The sequence below is a fragment of the Rhizobacter sp. genome (assembly GCA_019635355.1).
Classification (GTDB): Bacteria; Pseudomonadota; Gammaproteobacteria; order Burkholderiales; family Burkholderiaceae_C; genus Rhizobacter.
Window position 1 is genome coordinate 174,773 of record JAHBZQ010000001.1, and the last position, 17,864, is coordinate 192,636.

Consider the following 17,864-nt stretch of genomic DNA (forward strand, 5'->3'; position numbering starts at 1 on the left):
TTCAATCCGTCTTCTGCAGCACGTGGGCGATGGCGACCGAGCCGAGGCCGATCATGTGGGCCATCGCGAGGCGTGTGTTGGGGTGCTGGCGGCCGGTGGCTTCAGAACGCATTTGGCGGGTGATCTCGGCGATCTGGCCGATGCCGGTCGGGCCGATGGGGTGGCCCATGCCGATGAGGCCGCCCGAGGCGTTGACGGCGCAGCGGCCGCCGATGGCGGTGTCTCCACGCGCGAGGTCGTGGGCGCCTTCGCCAGGTTGGCTCACGCCGATGGCTTCGCCGTACACGATCTCCTCGATGGAGAAGGCGTCGTGCAGCTCGACCATGTTCAAGTCGCTTGCGGCGATGCCGGCTTGTTCCAGCGCTGCCAGCGACGACTCGCGCACCATGTCGACGATGGGCGGCACGTCGCCGCGGCCGAGCTTCTCGCTCGTCGACACCGAGGCGATCACGCGCGGGGAGCGCGAGCGGGCGAGGCCCAGGCGTGCGATGGCGGCGGCCGAGGCCACGATTACCGCCGCCGCGCCTTCGCCACGCGGGCAACACTGCTGCACCGTCAGCTCGCCCGCCACCTTGGGCGAGGCCAGCACCTGCTCCAGCGTGCGCGGCTTGCGGAACTGCGCATACGGGTTGAGCGACGCGTTGCCGTGGTTCTTCACCGCGACACGGGCCAGGGCTTCGACGTCGAGCCCACCGTCACGCAGGTAGCGGCGCGCGAGCAGCGCGAACTTCGCGACCGGCAGGTTGCTGGTCGGGCTGAGGGTCGAGAGGCCGTCGCTGCCCGACGCACGCCGTGCGTGGCCGGTCTTGTCGACGCCGACCGTAAGCACGATCTCGTGTTCGCCGCTCGCTACCGCCTGGCAGGCGAGGCGGAACGCGGAAGAGCCCGAGGCTGACGCGTTCTCCACCTGCGTGACCGAGAGGCCGGTCGAGCCCAGGTGGCGCAGCATCACCCGCCCCGCCGCCATGCCGATCGCGGCCGTGCCGACGAAGGCGGCCTGCACCTGCGGCCATTGCAGGCCGGCGTCCTTCAGTGCCTCACGGATCGCGGTGAGGCCGAGGTGCACGTAGGGCGTTTCGCTCGGGAACTGGTACGGGTGCATGCCGATGCCGACCACGTGCACCGCGCGTTCCTGCAGCAGGCGGCTCATCGTTGTGCCTCCAGCGGGCGAAAGCGCAAGCCGCGCTGCGTGTCGGCTGGGTCGGCGCCGATCGCTTCCATCGGCATGTCGAGCGTGAGCTGTGATTCATCGGCGACCGCGATCAGCGCTTCTTCCACCACGCCGGGTGCGATTTCGACTTCGCCCACCACCACGGGTGGTGTGAGGCCGGGCACCACGTCGCCGTGGAGGGTGATGAAGTTGCGCAGCACAGGCGTTTGCGGCATCGGCACCTTGGCCAGCGTGTCGGCGCCGCACTGGCGGCAGCCCCAGGCGTTCGACGGGAAGGTGTAGGTGCCGCACTGGCGGCAGTGCGCGAGCAGCGTCGGCAGGTGGTCGACGCCCCAGGCGGGCATCAGGTTGGCAGTCGTCATGGCGCGAGGCGTTGGGTGAGGGTGGCTTTCAGCGCCGCGATGTCGCGGGCGATGTCGCTCGACGCGGGGTCGAGCATCGATTGCGTGCGCAGGCCGCGCAGCGTGGCGATCAGGAGGCGCGCTTCGTCGGCTGGCTTCACGTCGGCGCGGATGCTGCCGAGCTGCTGGCCCTTGCCGATCGTGCGCGAGAGCGAGGCCTGCCACTTCTTGCTGAAGCGCGCGAAGTGCTCGCGGATCTGCGGCGCAGGGCCGATGGACTCGAGCATCAGCACGAAGAAGGCGCGTGACGACAGCGGCGGGTCGTCCATGCCTTCGAGGTAGCAGTCGATCTCGCAGAAGAGGGCGCCCAGGCCGGTGAGGCCGCGCAGGCGCTGCAGCAGGCCGACGCGGAAGTCTTCGAGCACGCGGTCGACCAGCTCTTCGAGGAGTTTGTCTTTCGTGCCCCAGCGGTGCGAGACGAGGCCGCGGCTGTAGCCCGACTCGGCGCCGATGGCCTCGAGCGTCGTCTGCGCATAGCCGCGCGTGGCCACGAGGCGCATCGCCGCCTGCAGCATGCGCGTGTCGGACTCGGCCACCCGCTCGGCCTGGGTGCGGCGCGGTGGGGTGTCGACGGCTCGTTCAGCAGGCATGCGGCCAGTCTAGAAACTTGTTGACGCAGCAACAAGTAAGTTTCGCCGCCTTTTCGTCGGTGTTAACGCCAGGGCGTTCTGCCCCGGGAAACGGCTTCTAGAAGCGCTCGTTGCCGCGCAGGTAGCGCCAGGCGCCGGGCGGCAGGTCACCGAGCATCACGTTGCCGATGCGCACGCGCTTCAGGCCCACGACCTTCAGGCCGACGGCTTCGCACATGCGGCGGATCTGCCGCTTCTTGCCTTCGCGCAGCACGAAGCGCAGCTGGTCGTCGTTGACCCACTCCACCTGCGCCGGCTTGAGCGGCTCGCCGTCGAGTTCGAGGCCGTGGTTGAGCAGGGCGAGGTTCGCTTGCGACAAGGGCTCGCCGCTCACGCTCTCCACGCGCACGAGGTATTCCTTCTCGATCTCGCTGTCTTCGCCGATGAGCTGCTTGGCGATGCGGCCGTCTTGCGTGAGCACGAGCAGGCCGGTGGAGTCGATGTCGAGCCGGCCCGCGGGCGCGAGGCCGCGGTGGTGCGATTGCAGGAAGCGGATGCCCGAGCGGTCTTCGCGCCACTGGTTCTGCGGCGTGACGAGCACCGAGGCCGGCTCGTAGCCGTCTTCGGCCTGGCCGCTCACGTAGCCGATGGGCTTGTGCAGCAGCACGGTGACCTTCATCGCCTGCGCATCGCGCGCTTTGGCCTCGATGCTGATCAACTGGCCGGGCAGCACGCGCGAGCCGAGTTCGGTGACGACCTTGCCGTCGACCCGCACCCAGCCCTTGGGAATCCACTCGTCGGCCTCGCGGCGCGAGGCGATGCCGAGTTCGCTCATGCGCTTGGACAGGCGCATCGAGCCCGGGGTGTCGGTGTGCACCTGGAAGTCGTCGTCATCGTCATCGTGATCGCGACGGCGCGGCATCGGTGGGCGCTTGGGGGCCTGATGGGGATGGGCCGGGCGAGCCGGCCCGCCGAACGCGGTGTTGGGCTTGCCGAAGGCGGTGTTGCCGCCCTGGCGGTTCGGGCTCACGGGGCGCGCGGGCGGGAGCGGGCGGCGTTCCTGGCGGTCCTGACGCTCTGGCCGCGGCGGGCGGGCGTCCCGTGGCTGCCGCGCGTTCGGATCGAACGGGGCGCGGTCGTCACGCCGCGGCGCGCGGGCGAGGCCTTCGGGCTCGGGCCGGCGCTTGGCCGAAGCGGGCGGCCGGTCGCCGTAGCGCAGCCTCAGCTGCTCCTGGTAGCGCGCCTCGCGCGCTTCGCGCTCGGCCTGCGCCTGGGCGAGCGTCGGCCGTTTCTTCACCGCCGACGCGGTGCCGCGCACCGGGCTGCGGTCGGACTTTGCGGGGCCGGCAGGCGGCGTCTTCTTCAACTTCAAGGTGGCCATGCCGGGATTGGAACATGGCGTGCCCGCGCGGCCTAGCCTCGTGGGTGGTGCGCGGCGTGCAGCGACTTCAAGCGCTCGCGTGCCACGTGGGTGTAGATGGTGGTGGTGGAGATGTCGGCGTGGCCCAGCAGCATCTGCACCGCGCGCAGGTCGGCGCCGTGGTTGAGCAGGTGGGTGGCGAAGGCATGGCGCAGGGTGTGCGGCGAGAGCGGCACACGCACGTCTCCCAGCAGCGCGTATTTCTTGATGAGCTGCCAGAACATCTGGCGCGTCATCGGGCCGCCACGGCCGGTGACGAAGAGCGCGTCGCTCGCCTGGCCGTGCAGGATGCTGCTGCGCGCCTCGGCCAGGTAGCGCGTGAGCCACACATGCGCTTCTTCGCCGAAGGGCACGAGCCGCTCCTTCGCGCCCTTGCCGGTGACGCGCAGCACGCCTTCGTTCAGGCTCAGGTGCACGCTCTTGAGCGTGACGAGCTCGCTCACGCGCAGGCCGCTCGCGTACATCAGCTCGAGCATGGTGCGGTCGCGCAGGCCGAGCGGGGTGTCGACGTCGGGGGCCCTGAGCAGCGCCTCGACCTGCGCCTCGCTCAGCGTCTTGGGCACGCGCAGTGGCTGCTTGGCGGAGAGCAGCTTGAGCGTCGGGTCGGCCTGCACGAGGTGCTCGCGCAGGGCCCAGCGGAAGTAGCGCTTGAAGACGGTCAGGCGCCGGTTGGCGCTGGTCGCCTTGCTGGCGGCGTGCTGCGCGATGGCGTGCTCGCGCAGGTGGCTCTCGCGCGTCTCATTGATTGCGGCGCCGGCGTGGGCCGTGGCGAGCCATTGTGCGTAGAGCGTCAGGTCGCGGCGGTAGGCCGCGAGGGTGTTGGGCGACAACCCGTCCTCGATCCACAAGGCATCGATGAATCGGTCGATCGAAGACTGGCTGTCGTCGGGGAGCGTCAAGTCGTCAATTGTCCAGGCTCAGCTTCTGCTGCACGACCACCTTCTTGTAGACATCGAATTCAGCCTTGATCTGCTCGCTGAACTGCTCGGGCGTGTTGGCCACGATCAGTGAGCCGGTGTCTTCGATGCGCTTCTTCACGGCCGGATCTTCCAGCGTCTTCTTCACCGCGCCGTGGACCTTGTCGACCACGTCTTTCGGCAGGCCCTTGGGCCCGTAGATGCCGTAGTAGGCCATGCGGTTCACCGGCTCCAAGCCCACTTCCTTGAAGGTGGGCACGTCGGGCAGCACGCTCAGGCGGGTGGGGGCTGCCACCACGATGGCGATGAGCCGGCCGTCCTTGATGAAGGGCAGTGCGGAGGGCAGGTTGTCGAAGATCATCGGCACCTGGCCGGCCACGGTGTCGTTGAGGGCCGGGCCCGCGCCACGGTACGGGATGTGCGTGACGAAGGTGCCCGAGAGGTTCTTGTAGAGCTCCATCTGCAGGTGGCCGATGCCGCCGGTGCCGGAGCTGCTGAACGAATACTTGCCCGGGTTCTTCTTCAGCTCGGCGACGAAACCCTTGTAGTCGCGCGCCGGGAAGCTCGGGTGCACCGCGATCACGTTGGGCGTGGCGGCCACGTTGATGATCGGCGTGAAGTCGGTAATGGGGTTGTACGGGATCTTGGGGTTGATCGCGGGGTTGGCCGCCGTGGTGGAGACGGTGGCCATGCCGAGGGTGTAGCCGTCGGGCGCGGACTTGGCGACTTCGTTGGCGCCGATGGAGCCGCCGCCGCCGGCCTTGTTCTCCACGATCATGGTCTGGCCGAGCGCGGCGTTGACCTTCTCCGAGACCACGCGGGCCACGATGTCGGTGGTGCCCCCGGGGGCAAAGGGCACGACCAGGCGCACGGGCTTCGCGGGGTAGGCCTGCGCGAAGGCGAAGGGTGACGTGGCTGACAGGGCGAGCGCGGTGGCGATCAGATGTCTGCGGTGCATGCGTACTCCTGGGGTGTGGACCGGCGAAGCGGCCATGCTGCCCGCGCGAAGGCGCACTGGCGACTGTGGAAACTACGCAGGGCGTTGTACTGCAAACTCGCGCGATGTCGAATGGCCTTCTGCTGCTGCCGGACTTTCTGCTGATCGCGTGCGGCTTCCTGCTCTGCCGCTACACCGCCCTCGACCGCCCCCTCTGGGAGAGCGCGGAACGGCTGGTGTACTACCTGCTGTTCCCGGTGCTGCTCTTCAACTCGATCGTGAAGACGCCGCTGCAGCCCGCGCAGACGCTGGGCCTGGCGGCGGCGGGCGTGGGCGTGATGCTGTGCGGCGTGGCGCTCGCGTTGGCACTCCGGCGCTGGCCTGGGGTCGATGCGCGGCTGCATGCCTCGGGCGCGCAGATCGCGTTTCGCTTCAACTCCTACATCGCGCTCGCGCTGGCCGAGCGGCTCGGCGGCTCTCAGGGCGTGGCCTGGATGGCGCTCCTGATCGCGCTGTGCGTGCCGGTGGCCAACGTGGCGGCGGTGTGGTCGCTGGCGCGGCACGGCGGGCACAACTACCTGAAGGAGATCGCGCGCAACCCGCTCATCATCAGCACGCTCGCGGGGCTCGTGGCCAATGCCGCGGGCGTGACCTTTCCCGAGGCGGTGGCCACCACGCTGCAGCGCATCGGCGTGGCCGCTCTGCCCATCGGCCTGCTGGCGGTGGGTGCGGGCCTGCGCATGGGCGGGCTGAAGAAAGGGCCGTGGCTCGCGGCCACGCTGCTGGGCATCCGGCACGCGGTGTTGCCGGCCATCGGGCTCGGGCTCACGCTCACGCTCGCCTTTCCACCGGAGCAGCGGCACATCGCGGTGCTGTTCGCGGCCATGCCGACGGCGTCGAGCGCCTTCGTGCTGGCCTCGCGCATGGGCGGTGACGGGCCATATGTGGCGGCGCTCGTGACGACCTCGACCTTGCTCGGGATGGTGAGCATCCCGATCTGGCTGGCGTTGATCTAGTGCTGGGCAAGCGCCCAGTCGATGTGCTCGCGCAGCAGCGTGCTGGCGCTGTCTCGTGCGGCCTGCAGGGCGGTGGCGATGGCGGGGTCGTGCGTGGCGCGCAACGCGTTGCCTAGCGCGACGGCAATGTTGCGCCGCCAGCGCTCGTGGCCGATGCGCCGGATGGCGCTGCCTTCGGTGTGGCGCAGGAACTCGTCTTCCGTCCACGCCCACAGCTGCAGCAGCGTGGCACCGGTGAGCGCCGCGCGCGGGTCGAAGTCGGGCAGCTCGTTGCGTTGCGCGTACTTGTTCCAGGGGCAGACGAGCTGGCAGTCGTCGCAACCGTAGATGCGGTTGCCGAGCAGCGGGCGCAGGTCTTCGGGAATGGGGCCGTCGTGCTCGATGGTCAGGTACGAGATGCAGCGCCGTGCGTCGAGCCGGTAGGGCGCGACGATGGCCTGTGTGGGGCACACGTCGAGGCAGGCGCTGCAGCTGCCGCAATGCGAACTCACCGGCTCCGAGAGCGGCAGCGGCAGGTCGACGTAGATCTCGCCGAGGAAGAAGGTCGAGCCGGCCTCGCGGTGCAGTGTGAGGGTGTGCTTGCCGCGCCAGCCGATCCCGCTGCGTGAGGCGAGCTCGACTTCGAGGACCGGGGCCGAGTCGGTGAACACACGGTGGCCGTAGGGGCCGACTGCGGCGGCCAGCTTGTCGGCGAGCTTCTGCAGGCGGTTGCGCAGCACCTTGTGATAGTCGCGGCCGCGGGCGTAGAGCGAGATGGTGGCCTCGCTCGGGCGCTTCAGTCGGGCCCACTCGATGGCTTGCCAGTCGTCGGGGGTGTGGCGCGGCAGGTAGTCCATGCGGGCGGTGACCACGCGCACCGTGCCGGGCACCAGCTCGGCCGGGCGCGCTCGCTTCAGGCCATGCGCGGCCATGTAGTCCATCGAGCCGTGAAAGCCGTTGTGCAGCCATGCCATGAGCCCCGGCTCGGCGGAGGACAAGTCCACGTCGGCCACGCCGATCTGTGAAAATCCGAGCGCTGCGGCCCACTCGCGCAGAGAGGGCATCAGCGCGAGGAGTGCCTCATCGTCCAACTTGCGAGCGTCATCCATTGCCGTCGATTCTAGGAACCCGCACCCTGCACTGGGCCGATGAGGCCGGCTGCCAGGCCACCGCGCAGGCACTGGCCGCGCGGCCCGCACTGCGCGATGCGTTCATCGAGCTGCACGGCACGCTCGGCGCCGGCAAGACCACCTTCTCGCGCCACCTGCTGCAGGCGCTCGGGGTCACGGGCCGCATCAAGAGCCCGACCTATGCGGTGCTCGAGTCGTATGAGGTGGCCGGCTTGGCGATCTCGCATTTCGACTTCTACCGGTTCAAGGATCCGCAGGAGTTCGAGGACGCCGGCTTCCGCGACGTCTTCGCCAGCCCGGGCCTCAAGATTGCCGAGTGGCCGGAGCAGGCCGAGGGCCTGTTGCCCGTGGCCGACCTGCGGGTGGAACTCATTCCGCTCGATGGAGACGAACGCCGCGTGATCTTCACCGCTCAGACCCCCCGTGGACTGGAGTTGCTGCCTTGAAGCGGCGCCAGCTCCTCCAAGGCTCCCTCGCCCTGCTGCTCGGCACGCACGAGCTGGCCTTCGGCGCCAGCATCCTCGCGGTGCGTGTGTGGCCGGCGGCCGAGTACACCCGCGTCACGCTGGAGTCGGACACCGCGCTCACGATCAAGCACTTCATGGCCGAGAACCCCTCGCGGCTGGTGATCGACATCGACGGGCTGGAGCTGAGCCCCGCGCTGCGCGAGCTGGTGGGCAAGGTGCGCTCCGACGACCCGTTCATCGCCGGCGTGCGCGTGGGCCAGAACCAGCCGCGCGTGGTGCGCCTCGTGATCGACCTGAAGCAGTCGACGGCGCCGCAGCTCTTCACGCTGGCGCCGGTGGCGGCGTACCAGCACCGCTCGGTGTTCGACCTGCACCCGACGCAGGAGCGTGACCCGCTGCTGGCGCTCATCCAAGACAAGTCGCAGGCCGAGCAGAAGGCAGCGCAAGCGGTGGAAGATGCACTCGGCGAATTCCTCGGCAAGATGAACAAGCCGCCCACCGCGGCCTCGGGCGCGGGGCCTGCGCCATCACCCGCGACAACTCCTGCACCGGTGGCGGCGGCTTCGGCGCCCACGATGAGCAAGTCGCGCATCGACCGCCTGATCATCGTGGCCCTCGACCCCGGGCATGGCGGCGAAGACCCTGGCGCCATGGGCCCGACCGGCCTGCGCGAGAAAGACGTGGTGCTGGCGGTGGCTTTGAAGCTGCGCGACCGCATCAATGCCGTGCCCGGCATGCGCGCGATGCTCACGCGGGATGCCGACTACTTCGTGCCGCTGCAGGAGCGGGTGCGCAAGGCGCGGCGCGTGCAGGCCGACCTGTTCGTCTCGATCCACGCCGATGCGTTCATGAAGCCCACGGCGCGCGGTGCGTCGGTGTTCGCGCTCTCGCAGAACGGCGCCACGAGCACCGCCGCACGCTGGATGGCCGACAAGGAGAACGCGGCCGATCTCGTGGGCGGCGTCAACTTCAAGGCCAAGGACTCGACCGTGCTGCGCGCCATGCTCGACATGAGCACCACGCGCCAGATCAAGGACAGCCTGAAGCTCGGCGGCGAAGTGCTGGGGCAGATCCGCAAGGTGGGCCACCTGCACAAGGGCAGCGTGGAGCAGGCGGGCTTCGCGGTGCTGAAGGCGCCCGACGTGCCGTCGATCCTGGTGGAGACGGCCTTCATCTCCAACCCGGAAGAAGAGAAGAAGCTGCGCAGCGACGACTACCGCGAGCAGCTGGTGGATGCGCTCACCGCGGGCATCAAGCGCTACTTCGCGAAGAACCCGCCGCTCGCGCGCAACCGCCAGCTGTGATGCTGCTGCGCCAGCGCTGAGGCGCTGTCAGGCGACGGTGGCCGCCTTCTTGCCCTTGGCCTTCAAGGCCCCCACGATCACCAGCAGCCCGGGCAGCAGGATGGCGCCCCAGATGATCTTGTCGAGGTGCTCCTTGACCCACGGGATGTTGCCGAACGCGTATCCGGCCAGCGTGACGCCGCCGACCCAGAAGCTCGCGCCGACCACGTTGTAGAGCGTGAAGCGGCTGCGCGTCATCTCCGCCACGCCGGCGACGAAGGGCACGAAGGTGCGCAGGAACGGGAAGAAGCGCGCCAGGATGATGGTGATGCCGCCGTGCTTCTCATAGAACGCGTGCGCCTGGTCAAAGGCGTGGCGATTGAAGAAGCGGCTCTGTTCCCACTGGAACACCTTGGGGCCGATGTAGCGGCCGATGCTGTAGTTGCACTGGTCGCCGAGGATCGCGGCCACGGTGAGCAGTGCCAGCGCGAGCGGCAGGTTCATCAACCCCGCGCCACACAAGGCACCCACCACGAAGAGCAGCGAGTCCCCAGGCAGGAAGGGCATCACCACCACGCCGGTCTCGACGAAGATGATGAGGAAGAGCAGGGCGTAGACCCAGTTGCCGTAGGCCGCCACGAAGTTGGCGAGGTGCACGTCGACGTGCAGGACGAAGTCGAGCAGGAAGGTGATGAATTCCATGGGCGGCGATTATGGGTGAGTGATTCTTACAATGCCCCGATGAATGCCGTGCCCGAGCGAGCCCCTCGTCGCCCCATCCGCGAGCTGCCCGACGAGCTCATCAGCCAGATCGCGGCCGGCGAGGTGGTGGAGCGGCCGGCGTCGGTGGTGCGCGAGCTGGTCGACAACGCGCTGGACGCAGGGGCCACCGAGGTGGTGGTCAAGCTGATGGCGGGTGGGGTGCGAAGCATCCTGGTGGAAGACGATGGGGTGGGCATACCGGCCGACGAGCTGCCGCTCGCACTGCGCCGCCATGCCACGAGCAAGATTGCGTCCTTGGGCGAATTGGAGAGCGTGGCGACCATGGGGTTCCGTGGCGAGGCGCTGGCGGCGATCTCGTCTGTGGCCGAACTCAGCATCGCCAGCCGCACCGAGGGCGCGCCGCATGCGCAGCGCATCGATGCGCGCAGCGGCGAGCTGGTGCCCGCCGCGCGTGGGCGCGGCACGAGCGTGGAGGTGCGCGAGCTTTTCTTCAGCACGCCGGCACGGCGCAAGTTCCTGAAGACCGATGCGACCGAGCTGGCGCATTGCGTGGAAGCGGTGCGCCGGCATGCGCTGGCGCGCCCCGACGTGGGCTTTGCGGTGTGGCATGAGGGCAAGCTCGTGGAGCAGTGGCGGCGCAGCAGCTTGGCGCAGCGTGTGCGCGAGGTGCTGGGCGAGGACTTCGTGGCCGAGAGCCGCGAGGTGCAGTTCGAAGCTGGGCCGCTGCGCGTGATGGGCCGTGCCGGCACGCCCGCCGCAGCGCGCTCGCGGGCCGACCAGCAATACGTCTACGTCAACGGCCGCTACGTGCGCGACAAGCTGATCGCGCACGGCGTGCGTTCGGCCTACGAGGATGTGTTGCACGGGGGCCGGCAGCCGGCCTATGTGCTGTTTCTGGAGATCGCCCCCGACCGCGTCGACGTGAACGTGCACCCGACCAAGATCGAAGTGCGCTTCCGCGATTCGCGCGAGGTGCACCAGGCGATGCGGCGAGCCGTGGAGGCGGGCCTGGCACCGCCGCAGGCCGTGGTGGCGGCGATGCCGGTGGCGCAACCGCAGGTTGAAGAGGCGAGCCGCAGCGCGTTCACGCCGGCGTACATGCCCCGCGTGCAGAGCTCGCTGGGCCTGGAGCAGGCGGCGGTGTTGTACGCCCAGGAAGCGCCTGCAGCCTGGCAGGTGACGCCGAGGGCCATGCCCGCGCCGGCGCTGCCAGCCGAGCCTGCACCGGCCCTACCGGCCGGCGACTGGCCCCTCGGCCGGGCGATCGGGCAGGTGGGTGGTGTGTTCGTGCTCGCGGAAAACGCGCAAGGCCTCGTCGTCGTCGACATGCACGCGGCGCACGAGCGCATCGTCTACGAGCGGCTCAAGGCGAGCCTGGGCGCCGCGGCCATCGAATCGCAGCCGCTGCTGATCCCGGCGACCTTTGCGGCCACGCCGCAGGAGATCGCCACGGCGCAGGCGCAGGTCGACAACCTGCTGGCGCTCGGGCTCGACGTCTCGGTCCTGTCGGCCACGACGCTGGCGGTGCGCTCGCGGCCCGCCGCGCTGGCCGGGGGTGACGTGGTGGAACTGGCGCGCAGCGTGCTCGCCGAACTCGCGCAATACGAGGGCAGCACGGTGATCCAGCGCGCGCAGCACGAGCTGCTGTCGACCATGGCTTGCCACGGCGCCGTGCGTGCCAACCGCCAGCTCACGCTCGACGAGATGAACGCACTGCTGCGCGACATGGAGCGCACCGAGCGCAGCGACCAGTGCAACCACGGCCGCCCGACCTGGCGGCAGATCACGATCAAAGAACTCGACGGCCTCTTTTGGCGCGGAAGATAGGAAGCCCCCCAGTCGCTGCGCTCCTGCCCCCAAGGGGCGCCTCCCAGCGGCCCGGCAAAGCCGGTTCCGCGGGAGTGGCTTGATCTGGTTCAGTTGACATTGAAACGGTGTGCCCCATGGACCACAGTTTTTCATCTGCGTTGATCCTCTTGCTGCTGGTGCTCGACCCGCTCGGGAGCCTGCCGATCTTCATTCCGGTGATGCGCCATGTGGCACCCGAGCGGCGGCGCTGGGTCGCGCTGCGCGAAGTAGGCATCGCGTTCGCCGTGCTCTTCGTCTTCATGTTCGTCGGCGAAGGGTTCCTGCGGGTGATGCGCCTGTCGGAGCGCTCGCTCGAAGTGGCGGGCGGCGTGATCCTGCTGATGGTCGCCATCCGCATGATCTTCGGTGGCGGCGGGGGGGCTTATGGCGTGCCCGAGGGCAAGGAGCCGCTCATCTTCCCGCTCGCGGTGCCACTGCTGGCTGGCCCGTCGGCGATGGCGACGGTGCTGCTGCTGGCCTCGCGCCAGCCTGACCGCATGGGCTCGTGGATCGGCGCTCTGGCCTGCGCGATGGCGGTGTCGCTGCTCGTGCTGCTGCTGTGCAACCAGATCCGTCGCGTGGTGGGCGACTCGGTGGTGTCGGCGACCGAAAAGCTGATGGGTCTCGTGCTCACCGCGATCGCGGTGGAGATGATCCTCGCGGGACTGAAGCGCTACTTCCTCGGCTGAGAAAGAAAAACGGCCGGTCTTGCGACCGGCCGTTCTTGTCTTGCGACAGCTTGTTGATCAGATGATCAGAAGTTGTGGCGCACGCCCAGGGCGAAGGACTGCAGGTTCTGGCCTGCCGTCGGAGCGGTCACGAAACCGCCCGGGTTGTAGGTGGCGTTCGCGTCGTTGTCGACCTTCGTGTAGAAGGCGTAGACCTTGGTGCGCTTGCTCAGGTTGTAGTTGTAGCCGAGCGTGAACTGCTTGGCGCCGGTGTTGTCGACACCACCACGATCACCCGCCAGGCCGGCGTTGACGTGGAACTCCGAAGCGCCCATGGCGTACATGCCGGCGAGGCGGAAGTTGTTGCGCTTGAAGGTGTCGCCGGTGGTGCGCTCGTAGTAGCCACCGATGGTGAAGGCACCGAGTTCGTACAGGGCACGCAGGGCGGTGCTCTTGCGGTCGGTGTCGGTGGCGGCTTCGTGGCCCAGGCCCAGGTGCAGGGCGCCCAGGTCGTAGTTCAGCGCCAGCGCGCGGCGGCTCACGGTGCCGGCTTCATGCAGCGAGTACTGGACGTCGGCGCGCAGGCCGGCGATCGTCGGCGAGGTGTAGGCGATGGCGTTTTGCAGTGCGCCGGTGGTCACGAATTCGTACAGGGCGTCAGCCGAGCTGCCGGTGTCGTGGTTGTGCATCGACACGTAGTCGGCGGTCGCGAAGTAGGCTTCCGATGCAGCCATGTTGCCCAGGCGGATCGCACCGAAGGTCGGGTGCGACAGGCCGACGGTCGACTCACGACCCCAGAAACCGCCGGTGGCATTGGAGACCTTCAGAGTGCCGGTGTCGGCATTGAAGCCGTGCTCGATGATGAAGTTGGCCTTGAGGCCGCCACCCAGGTCTTCCGTACCCTTGAAGCCGATACGCGATGCGCTGTCGACGACGGCGGTGGTGCTGGTGCTACCGACCTTCTGGCGTTCGACGGAATCGTTCAGGCGACCGAAGATGGTCACGTTGCTTTGTGCGAGGGCGGAGCCGGCTGCCAGGGTCGAGAGGGCAGCGATGAGAAGAGAGCGCTTCATGAGCATTCCTTATGTGTGAATTGCGGAGTTGGTTACCGCGGAAGGTTTCACTGTTGAGTGGTTGAGTCCTGACTGCTGACCCAAACGCGCATGGAGTTTAGGCGCGCATGTACTGGAAAGTCCCAATCTCGTTGCTCGTTCGCAACAAGCATTTTTGTGCTTGATGCGCTAGCACAAATCAACGGCCACGGTGGTGCGCGGGGGCTTCCAGCCGCTTGGCCAGCAGCGACAGCATCAAGGTCAGCACGAGGTACATCACCGAGATGGTGAGGTACGGCTCCCAGTAGCGCGAGTACGCCCCGGCCACTGTGCGCGCGGCCATGGCCAACTCGGCCAGGCCGATGGCCGAGACGAGCGAGGAATCCTTGATCAGCGTGATGCCCTCGTTCACCAGCGCCGGCAGCATGCGCCGGAACGCCTGCGGCAGCACGATGAAGCGCATGGCCTGAGCGTGCGTCAGCCCGAGGCTGTAGCTCGCCTGCGTCTGCCCGAGGTGGATGCTCTGGATGCCGGCGCGGAAGATCTCGGAGATGTAGGCCCCGGCGTTGAGACTCAGCGCGAGGGCGCCGGAGAAAAAGGCGCCGTGCGACTGCCGGAATTCCCGCGCCGACTCACCCGCGAGCAGCAATCCGGTATCGGGGTGGATCAGCAAGGGCATCACCGCGAAGTGCACCAGCAGGATCTGCACGAACAGCGGGGTGCCGCGGAAGAAGGTGACGTAGGCGACGGTGAAGGCCCGCGCGAGCCGCAGGGCCCACGCGAGCGCCATCGACTTCGGCGGCGGTGCGTCGCTCGAACTGCTGACGAGGCCGAACAACACGCCCAGCACCAGCCCGCACACGATGGCGACGATGGTGAGCTGGACGGTCATCCACAGGCCGGTCACGAAGAGCGGCCCGTAGCCGACGAGGATCTCCCAGCGCAAGTCCATCGTCGGGGCTGCGAGTCGTGTGCGTTACTTCGATGCGGCAGAAGCAGCCGGTGAGGCGGCTCCCGGCGCAGCGCCGAAGTACTGCGCGTAGATCTTGTCGTAGGTGCCGTCGGCCTTGATGTCGGCCAGGCCCTTGTTGATCTTGCCCAGCAGGTCGGCGTTGCCCTTCTTCACGGCGATGCCGTACTGCTCGTTTTGGAAGGCCTTGTCGGCCACCGTCTTGAACTTGCTGCCGGAATTGTTGGCGACGTAGTTGATGACCACGCCGTTGTCGGCCACGACCGCATCGACACCACCGCTTTCGAGTTCCTTCAGTGCGAGCGGGGTCGATTCGAAGCGCTTGATGTTGGTGCTGGTCTTGCCTTGCAGCTTGGTCACGACTTCGTCGCCGGTGGTGCCGGTCTGCACACCGACCTTCAGCTTCTTCAGCTCGTCGAACTTCGTGACCTTGGAGTTGGCCTTCACCGCGATGAGCTGCTGCGCATCGAAGTAGGGGTCGCTGAAGTCCATGGTCTGCTTGCGTTCGTCGGTGATGGTGATGGCCGACACGAGCAGGTCGCGGTCACCTTGCGCCAGTGTGTTGAAGATGCCTTCCCACGGGGTGTTGACGAACTTCACCTCGATGCCGGCCTTCTGGGCCACGGCCTTCACCACGTCGATGTCGAAGCCGACGATCTCCTTCTGCGGGTTCTCCGACTCGAAGGGCGCGTAGGCGGCATCGGTGCCGACGACATAGACCTTGGCAGGTGCCGGGGCCGGGGCGGAGGCCGCGGCGACGGGTGCCGATGCGGCCGGGGCCGGCGTCTCGGCCTTCTTGCCGCAAGCGGAGAGCAGGAGGCCGGTGATCAGCAGGGCGCTGGCTTGGAGAAACCGACGTGTGGAGAGCGTGTTCATGGACGTCCTTCGAATGGGGGCCTGGAAAGCGGCCGCTCGTGGCGGCCGCAAGGGGGCCCCAGTGTAATGGCGCTCGGCACGGGGGCGGCGAGCCCGGCAGCAAGATGTGAGCCAGCTCAAGCCTGGTTCAGCAGGGCGATTTCTTCGTCGGTGAAGCCGGCGGACAGGCGGGCACTGAGGTTGAACGGCGGGCGCAGCTTCGGTGCTTCGTAGCGGCGCGTCAGCTCGTGGTAGTGGCTCACGGCGTCGAGCCCCTGGCGCTCGCACAGCCAGCGGTACCAGCGGTTGCCGATCGCCACGTGGCCCACTTCGTCGCGCAGGATGATGTCGAGGATCTCGACCGTGCGGGTGTCGCCCGCCTTCGCGAACTTGGCCTGCAGCGGCGGGGTGGCGTCGAGCCCGCGTGCTTCCAGCGTGCGGGGCACGAGGGCCATGCGTGCCGTCACGTCGCCCGCCGTGCGCTGCGTCATGAGCCAGAGGCCGTCGTGGGCGTCGAAGTCGCCGTAGTCGTGACCCAGGCTCTGCAGGTGCTCGCGCAGCAGGCTGAAGTGCAGGGCCTCTTCGCTCGCCACGCGCAGCCAGTCGACGTAGAAGAGTGCCGGCAGGCCCTCGAAACGGAAGGCGGCGTCGAGCGCGAGGTTGATCGCGTTGAACTCGATGTGGGCGATGGCGTGCAGCAGCGCGGCGCGGCCGTCCGGCGTGTACGGCGTGCGAGACGGCACCTCCTTCGGTGGCACGAGCCGTGGGCGGGGTGGGCGGCCGGGCAAGTCGAGTGGGGCCTCTAGTCGCTCCGTGGTGTCGATGAGACTTCGGTCGAGCCCCGCAAAAAGCGCGCGCGCTTCGGCGGCCTTGGTGGCCGGGTCGTGCAGGCACAAGACCTCGAGGGCGCGGCGTCGGGGGTTCATCCTTAAAATTATCCGCTTCACCTCGAGGATGACCCATGGCCCTTTATCAACTCGGCGACGAGTCGCCCGACATTGCCGACTCCGCGTGGGTTGCTGACAGCGCCCAGCTCATCGGCGCGGTGACGCTCGAAGACAACGCAAGCGTGTGGTTCGGCGCCATCCTCCGCGGTGACAACGCGCGCATCACCATCGGCCGCAACGCCAACGTGCAAGACGGCACGGTGATCCACTGCGACACCGGCTACCCCTGTACCCTCGGCGAGAACGTGACGGTCGGCCACCAGGTGATGCTGCACGGCTGCACCATCGGCGAGGGCTCGCTGGTGGGCATCCAGTCGGTGATCCTCAACGGCGCGAAGATCGGCAAGCATTGCATCGTGGGCGCGGGTGCGCTGGTCACCGAGGGCAAGGAGTTCCCCGATGGCTCGATGATCCTCGGCTCGCCGGCCAAGGTGGTGAAGACGCTGTCGCCCGAGCAGATCGAGCGCTTGAAGCTGAGTGCGCTGCACTATGTTGAAAACGCCAAGCGCTACAAGGCTGGGCTGAAGAAGATCGGTTGATGAGCGAACTCCACAAATTCCTGTTTGATGGCTTGCCGGTGCGCGGCCTGCTGGTGCGGCTGACGGGCGACTGGCGCGAGGTGCTGGCACGCCGTGAATCGGCGCAGGATGCCTTTCCCGCGCCCGTGCGTGAGCTGCTGGGCGAGATGGCCGCCGCGGGCGTGCTGATGCAGTCCAACATCAAGTTCGATGGCGCGATCGTGATGCAGATCCACGGCGAAGGGCCGGTGAAGCTGACGGTGGCCGAAGTGAAATCGGACCTGACCTTCCGCGTGACGGCCAAGGTGACGGGTGAGATGCCGGCGGTGCCACGGCTCGACACGCTCGTGAACGTCAACGGCAAGGGCCGCTGCGCCATCACGCTCGACCCGCGTCAGAAACTACCGGGCCAGCAGCCCTATCAAGGCGTGGTGGCGCTGCATGGCGACCAAGGCGAGCCGCTGCACCGCCTGAGCGAGGTGCTCGAGCACTACATGCTGCAGTCGGAGCAGCTCGACACCAAGCTCGTGCTGGCCGCCAATGACGAAGTGGCCGCGGGCCTGCTGATCCAGCGGCTGCCGGTGGAAGGCGCCGGCAACCTCGGCGGTGCGCGCAACGAAGACGACATCGGCCGCGACGAAGACTACCGCCGCATCTCGATGCTCGCCGCCACGCTCACGAGCGACGAGCTGCTCACGCTCGATGCCGACACCATCCTGCGCCGCCTCTTCTGGGAAGAGAAGGTCGTGCGCTACGAGCCGCTGCAACCGCAGTTCGCCTGCAGCTGCTCGCGCGAGCGGGTGGGCAACATGCTCAAGTCGCTCGGGCGCGAAGAGATCGACGGCATCGTTGCCGAGCAGGGCCGCGTCGAAATCGGCTGCGATTTCTGCGGCGTGAAGTACCACTTCGACGTCGTGGACGTGGGCGAACTCTTCACGCCCCAAAGCCGGCAGCAGCCCGGCACCACCACGCTCAACTAGACAACGAGGCAAC

At 68.1% G+C, this 17,864-nt stretch carries 19 protein-coding genes; 7 read left to right on the forward strand and 12 right to left on the reverse strand.

Going from position 1 to position 17,864, the window contains the following annotated elements; all coding sequences use genetic code 11:
- Position 1: 1 nt before the first annotated feature.
- The 6 genes from KF892_00825 to KF892_00850 all read right to left on the reverse strand — a co-directional run bounded on the left by KF892_00825 (position 2) and on the right by KF892_00850 (position 5,436).
- On the reverse strand, positions 2 to 1,150 hold the full coding sequence (locus tag KF892_00825) for a thiolase family protein (protein ID MBX3623526.1): 1,149 nt from the start codon (positions 1,148 to 1,150) through the stop codon (positions 2 to 4).
- Complete coding sequence (locus KF892_00830; GenBank protein MBX3623527.1) at positions 1,147 to 1,533, reverse strand: hypothetical protein; 387 nt, start codon at positions 1,531 to 1,533, stop codon at positions 1,147 to 1,149. Before KF892_00830 ends, KF892_00825 begins: the two co-directional genes overlap by 4 nt.
- Positions 1,530 to 2,162, reverse strand: a complete 633-nt coding sequence (locus KF892_00835; protein ID MBX3623528.1) for a TetR/AcrR family transcriptional regulator — start codon at positions 2,160 to 2,162, stop codon at positions 1,530 to 1,532. Before KF892_00835 ends, KF892_00830 begins: the two co-directional genes overlap by 4 nt.
- Positions 2,163 to 2,259: 97 nt before the next feature.
- The gene (locus KF892_00840) at positions 2,260 to 3,522 is read right to left on the reverse strand and encodes a pseudouridine synthase (GenBank protein MBX3623529.1); all 1,263 of its coding nucleotides are present in this window, start codon (positions 3,520 to 3,522) and stop codon (positions 2,260 to 2,262) included.
- Between the two features lie 32 nt (positions 3,523 to 3,554).
- Positions 3,555 to 4,460, reverse strand: a complete 906-nt coding sequence (xerD, locus tag KF892_00845) for a site-specific tyrosine recombinase XerD (protein MBX3623530.1) — start codon at positions 4,458 to 4,460, stop codon at positions 3,555 to 3,557.
- 4 nt (positions 4,461 to 4,464) lie between these two features.
- Positions 4,465 to 5,436, reverse strand: a complete 972-nt coding sequence (locus KF892_00850) for a tripartite tricarboxylate transporter substrate binding protein BugE (protein MBX3623531.1) — start codon at positions 5,434 to 5,436, stop codon at positions 4,465 to 4,467.
- A gap of 104 nt (positions 5,437 to 5,540) precedes the next feature.
- Here KF892_00850 and KF892_00855 point away from each other — a divergent pair, with 104 nt between their 5' ends.
- Positions 5,541 to 6,431, forward strand: coding sequence for an AEC family transporter (locus tag KF892_00855; GenBank protein ID MBX3623532.1), 891 nt, complete (start codon positions 5,541 to 5,543; stop codon positions 6,429 to 6,431).
- Here the strand turns inward: KF892_00855 and queG are convergent.
- Positions 6,428 to 7,519, reverse strand: a complete 1,092-nt coding sequence (gene queG / locus KF892_00860; protein ID MBX3623533.1) for a tRNA epoxyqueuosine(34) reductase QueG — start codon at positions 7,517 to 7,519, stop codon at positions 6,428 to 6,430. The genes KF892_00855 and queG overlap by 4 nt on opposite strands.
- A 26-nt stretch (positions 7,520 to 7,545) precedes the next feature.
- Here queG and tsaE point away from each other — a divergent pair, with 26 nt between their 5' ends.
- Together tsaE and KF892_00870 are read left to right on the forward strand one after the other, a co-directional pair.
- Positions 7,546 to 7,986, forward strand: a complete 441-nt coding sequence (gene tsaE, locus KF892_00865; protein ID MBX3623534.1) for a tRNA (adenosine(37)-N6)-threonylcarbamoyltransferase complex ATPase subunit type 1 TsaE — start codon at positions 7,546 to 7,548, stop codon at positions 7,984 to 7,986.
- Entirely contained in the window at positions 7,983 to 9,311 is a 1,329-nt protein-coding gene (locus KF892_00870; protein MBX3623535.1) for an N-acetylmuramoyl-L-alanine amidase, read from the forward strand. The genes tsaE and KF892_00870 overlap by 4 nt, the downstream gene beginning before the upstream one ends.
- A 27-nt stretch (positions 9,312 to 9,338) precedes the next feature.
- Here the strand turns inward: KF892_00870 and KF892_00875 are convergent, their stop codons facing one another.
- Positions 9,339 to 9,992: a DedA family protein gene (locus KF892_00875; GenBank protein MBX3623536.1), complete on the reverse strand. Its 654-nt coding sequence runs from the start codon at positions 9,990 to 9,992 to the stop codon at positions 9,339 to 9,341.
- Positions 9,993 to 10,031: 39 nt separating this feature from the next.
- On the opposite strand from KF892_00875, the gene mutL reads away from it, so the two are divergent.
- Both mutL and KF892_00885 read left to right on the forward strand, forming a co-directional pair.
- Entirely contained in the window at positions 10,032 to 11,840 is a 1,809-nt protein-coding gene (gene mutL, locus KF892_00880) for a DNA mismatch repair endonuclease MutL (GenBank protein MBX3623537.1), read from the forward strand.
- A 116-nt stretch (positions 11,841 to 11,956) separates the two neighbouring features.
- Complete coding sequence (locus KF892_00885; GenBank protein ID MBX3623538.1) at positions 11,957 to 12,550, forward strand: MarC family protein; 594 nt, start codon at positions 11,957 to 11,959, stop codon at positions 12,548 to 12,550.
- Positions 12,551 to 12,615: 65 nt separating this feature from the next.
- On the opposite strand, the gene KF892_00890 is transcribed toward KF892_00885, so the two are convergent.
- The 4 genes from KF892_00890 to KF892_00905 all read right to left on the reverse strand — a co-directional run bounded on the left by KF892_00890 (position 12,616) and on the right by KF892_00905 (position 16,332).
- Entirely contained in the window at positions 12,616 to 13,602 is a 987-nt protein-coding gene (locus tag KF892_00890) for a porin (GenBank protein MBX3623539.1), read from the reverse strand.
- A gap of 178 nt (positions 13,603 to 13,780) precedes the next feature.
- A complete protein-coding gene (locus KF892_00895; GenBank protein MBX3623540.1) occupies positions 13,781 to 14,533 on the reverse strand; it encodes an amino acid ABC transporter permease in 753 nt (250 codons plus the stop codon).
- Positions 14,534 to 14,557: 24 nt separating this feature from the next.
- Positions 14,558 to 15,427 carry a basic amino acid ABC transporter substrate-binding protein gene (locus tag KF892_00900; GenBank protein MBX3623541.1) on the reverse strand — a complete coding sequence of 290 codons (870 nt, stop codon included), beginning with the start codon at positions 15,425 to 15,427 and terminating at the stop codon, positions 14,558 to 14,560.
- A gap of 116 nt (positions 15,428 to 15,543) precedes the next feature.
- On the reverse strand, positions 15,544 to 16,332 hold the full coding sequence (locus KF892_00905) for a ferritin-like domain-containing protein (GenBank protein MBX3623542.1): 789 nt from the start codon (positions 16,330 to 16,332) through the stop codon (positions 15,544 to 15,546).
- 35 nt (positions 16,333 to 16,367) lie between these two features.
- On the opposite strand from KF892_00905, the gene KF892_00910 reads away from it, so the two are divergent.
- The gene (locus tag KF892_00910; GenBank protein MBX3623543.1) at positions 16,368 to 16,892 is read left to right on the forward strand and encodes a gamma carbonic anhydrase family protein; all 525 of its coding nucleotides are present in this window, start codon (positions 16,368 to 16,370) and stop codon (positions 16,890 to 16,892) included.
- Positions 16,892 to 17,851: an Hsp33 family molecular chaperone HslO gene (locus tag KF892_00915; protein MBX3623544.1), complete on the forward strand. Its 960-nt coding sequence runs from the start codon at positions 16,892 to 16,894 to the stop codon at positions 17,849 to 17,851. The genes KF892_00910 and KF892_00915 overlap by 1 nt, the downstream gene beginning before the upstream one ends.
- Positions 17,852 to 17,864: the final 13 nt, after the last annotated feature.

What these genes read in the sequence shown, in the direction of transcription:
- KF892_00825 (MBX3623526.1), bottom strand. Translation starts at nt 1,150, where the DNA reads ATGAGCCGCCTGCTGCAGGAACGCGCGGTGCACGTGGTCGGCATCGGC.
- KF892_00830 (MBX3623527.1), bottom strand. Translation starts at nt 1,533, where the DNA reads ATGACGACTGCCAACCTGATGCCCGCCTGGGGCGTCGACCACCTGCCG.
- KF892_00835 (MBX3623528.1), bottom strand. Translation starts at nt 2,162, where the DNA reads ATGCCTGCTGAACGAGCCGTCGACACCCCACCGCGCCGCACCCAGGCC.
- KF892_00840 (MBX3623529.1), bottom strand. Translation starts at nt 3,522, where the DNA reads ATGGCCACCTTGAAGTTGAAGAAGACGCCGCCTGCCGGCCCCGCAAAG.
- KF892_00850 (MBX3623531.1), bottom strand. Translation starts at nt 5,436, where the DNA reads ATGCACCGCAGACATCTGATCGCCACCGCGCTCGCCCTGTCAGCCACG.
- KF892_00855 (MBX3623532.1), top strand. Translation starts at nt 5,541, where the DNA reads ATGTCGAATGGCCTTCTGCTGCTGCCGGACTTTCTGCTGATCGCGTGC.
- queG (MBX3623533.1), bottom strand. Translation starts at nt 7,519, where the DNA reads ATGGATGACGCTCGCAAGTTGGACGATGAGGCACTCCTCGCGCTGATG.
- KF892_00875 (MBX3623536.1), bottom strand. Translation starts at nt 9,992, where the DNA reads ATGGAATTCATCACCTTCCTGCTCGACTTCGTCCTGCACGTCGACGTG.
- mutL (MBX3623537.1), top strand. Translation starts at nt 10,032, where the DNA reads ATGAATGCCGTGCCCGAGCGAGCCCCTCGTCGCCCCATCCGCGAGCTG.
- KF892_00885 (MBX3623538.1), top strand. Translation starts at nt 11,957, where the DNA reads ATGGACCACAGTTTTTCATCTGCGTTGATCCTCTTGCTGCTGGTGCTC.
- KF892_00890 (MBX3623539.1), bottom strand. Translation starts at nt 13,602, where the DNA reads ATGAAGCGCTCTCTTCTCATCGCTGCCCTCTCGACCCTGGCAGCCGGC.
- KF892_00895 (MBX3623540.1), bottom strand. Translation starts at nt 14,533, where the DNA reads ATGGACTTGCGCTGGGAGATCCTCGTCGGCTACGGGCCGCTCTTCGTG.
- KF892_00900 (MBX3623541.1), bottom strand. Translation starts at nt 15,427, where the DNA reads ATGAACACGCTCTCCACACGTCGGTTTCTCCAAGCCAGCGCCCTGCTG.
- KF892_00905 (MBX3623542.1), bottom strand. Translation starts at nt 16,332, where the DNA reads ATGAACCCCCGACGCCGCGCCCTCGAGGTCTTGTGCCTGCACGACCCG.
- KF892_00910 (MBX3623543.1), top strand. Translation starts at nt 16,368, where the DNA reads ATGGCCCTTTATCAACTCGGCGACGAGTCGCCCGACATTGCCGACTCC.
- KF892_00915 (MBX3623544.1), top strand. Translation starts at nt 16,892, where the DNA reads ATGAGCGAACTCCACAAATTCCTGTTTGATGGCTTGCCGGTGCGCGGC.